This is a genomic window from Methylobacterium sp. Leaf87 (genome assembly GCF_001422775.1).
GTDB lineage: Bacteria > Pseudomonadota > Alphaproteobacteria > Rhizobiales > Beijerinckiaceae > Methylobacterium.
On the sequence record NZ_LMMI01000052.1, the window covers coordinates 1 to 2,478 of the forward strand.

The following is a 2,478-nucleotide window of genomic DNA, read 5'->3' on the forward strand; positions in this document are numbered from 1 at the left end:
GCGCCTGTCACCCTCCCGGATCTGGCCTTCCGGCTACCCATGGCCGCCACCATGCAGTAGCCTTCCAATTGGCTCGGTCCAAAATACCGGTCAGGTCAAGATGTGCTGCATCCCGCCCTATGGAGGCAGAGAGATTCTACCGCGACCCCCCGCCTGGAACAAGGGGCGAACGAGCGTCACCGACCAGATGCTATGCGGTAGAGCTCGGCCTCGCGCTTGAGGTCGTAGGCTACGGTCGGGACGGTCCGGGCAGCGGGGACGCGGGCCGAGGATGGCCGGTGAGACGCGGCACGGCGGGGACGGGACTGGGACGCCATGAGGCGGTCCGACAGGGCCTGGCGGGCATCCTCGGCCAAGGCCACGTCGGCAGGATCCACGGAAGCGCCGGACGCCCCCTGGATTTCCCAAACCTCGTTCCAGCCGAAGACGGGGAGCTTCGTCGTGATCCACGTCCATCGGGCTGTTGCGGTCTCAACCTCGGCGTGGTGGACGGTGTGCTGGACGATCCGGACCTCGCCGGGAGCCGGGGCCGAGGGCTTGGAGGCAGGGCGGGAGCCTCGCGAGGCGGAGCCCACAATATAGCGTGACGAACTGTGGACTACCGGCTGAGCCTCGGACACTTCGACGGTGGAGGTCGGCTCGGACGGGATGGTGAGCTTCGTCGGGCCGTTGACTCGCAGGTCCTCGGCGGCCTCGGCCATGGCGCGGAGCTGGCTCGTGCGGCCCCGTCCGGTCGTGTAGCAGACCTCGGCGATCGTCCAGCCCTCGGACCGCATCCCGAGCCCGAACAGCCCGTCCACGATGCGGTCCTCGACGGTGTCCGTGCGCGCGGAGGCATTGAGGCGGCGCCGGCGGGCAGTCTGGCGCTCCGCCGGGGTCATGGCGACCGCTCCGCCCGGGACGAGGGCCCTGAGGCCTGCGGCGTCCGCCTCGTCGACCTGGATGTCCAACAGGTCGACCATGCGGGCGGCGCTGTAGCCGTACAGGGGCGACCGCTCCGTCCCCTCCCACGTGTCCGTCTCCCCGGCGTCGTGGCGGCGCTGGCGACGGTCGAGGGATCCCAAGGCAGCGAAGGCCTCGCGCTCGGACAGGCCTGCCAGGGGGGCGAGCTCGGCGACCCAGTCCTCACGCGATCCGCCCTTCATTTGGGCGGTGGCGTTGGCCGTCAGGAACAGCCACGTCTCGCGGCCACCCTTCCGAATCCCGCCACGGTGCTCGCGCAGCGCAAGGAGGTCGGAGAGGACGGTCGGCCAATAGCCCGATGGGACGCGACGGACGGCCTTCGGGGCTGCGTTGTCGTTGGCACCGACTGCCTCGGTGCGCTCGCGACGGCGCTCGGTGAGGACGTGCCGGGCAACGGGCAGGATCGCGTCGGCGAGGGCGTGGAAGGTGTAGCGAGTGGCGTCCGCAAATACGGCAGGGGCGAGCAGGCGGGCCATCCGGCCACTCTTCGGGTTGACGCTGCCGACGAGGCGGACGACGCGAGCGGCGTCCGTGCAGACGCGATCGAGGCCGCAGTCGCGGAACAGACGCCACAGGGGCAGCATGCGAGCCTCGTGGGCATCTAACTCGGCATCGTCGCGACGGCGGCGCCGAAGCGGCATGCCGTTCGAGGCGAGGACAGGACCGTGGAGAGCTGCGATCGTGGCGCGGACGCGGGGCCATGCAGCGGCCTTGGCTCCGTCAAAGGCGAAGGTGCCCTGGATGTTCCGGCCCGAGAAGATCCACGCGGACGGCTGGGGAAGGCCCGCGGCCTCGAAACCGTCGACGAGGAGGGCCATGACGTCCTCGGGCTCCCAGCCGTCGTAGGGAAGGCCGCGCTGGTTGTAGTCGAAGTCGAGGGGGATCGAGCCCCAGGATTTCAGGGTCTCGCTGCTCCGGCGACGTCCCCAGAACCGGTTCGCGGACACAAGCTGCGCCGTCTCGAAATGGGGGCTGCTGGGGGCGTCGGCGGGATCGACGGTGTCGCCCTCGAAGGTCTCGCGGTCGCCCTCGATGACCTTCCGCCCGATCCAGACGCGTCCGACCGACCCCTTCGGGTTGAGCCACGCGACATGCTCGCGCCGGAGATGGGCGCGGGTCGCAGGGCAAGGGAGGGGCGAGAGGTTGGCCATGTTCCGTAGGGTCATCTGAGGCTCGTGGGGCAGCACTCCCGCGAACCTGAGAATGCTACCCGCGTCGCATGCTTTCAGCAAACGGCCTCGGTTGAACCGACCCCCTGGGGGCGGCCCGCCCTGGGGAAGCCGCCCCGGCCCCCGGGATTGGGGTGCCCTCGACCCCGGATCGGGTACGAATCGCCGGGGTTCCCAACTGGGATGGGAACGACCTGATTGGGCTGCCCTCGCCGAATCCGGCAGCCCAACGGAGGCTCTCTCCACAACTGATCGGCCCCCACGAGGTGGTCCAAGGGTAAAGTTAGTGCACGGTGGGCCGTTCCGCCACGGGTAGCTTGGCCGGCGGAGCTGGTCGGGCGAGCGC

At 70.0% G+C, this 2,478-nt stretch carries 1 protein-coding gene; it reads right to left on the bottom strand.

The window, feature by feature from the left end; all coding sequences use genetic code 11:
* Positions 1 to 176: 176 nt before the first annotated feature.
* Positions 177 to 2,129, bottom strand: a complete 1,953-nt coding sequence (locus ASF22_RS18970; protein ID WP_056267214.1) for a hypothetical protein — start codon at positions 2,127 to 2,129, stop codon at positions 177 to 179.
* Between the last annotated feature and the right edge of the window lie 349 nt (positions 2,130 to 2,478).

Bases quoted from the DNA above. Each gene is read 5' to 3' on its own strand.
- ASF22_RS18970 (WP_056267214.1), bottom strand. From the start codon at position 2,129: ATGACCCTACGGAACATGGCCAACCTCTCGCCCCTCCCTTGCCCTGCG.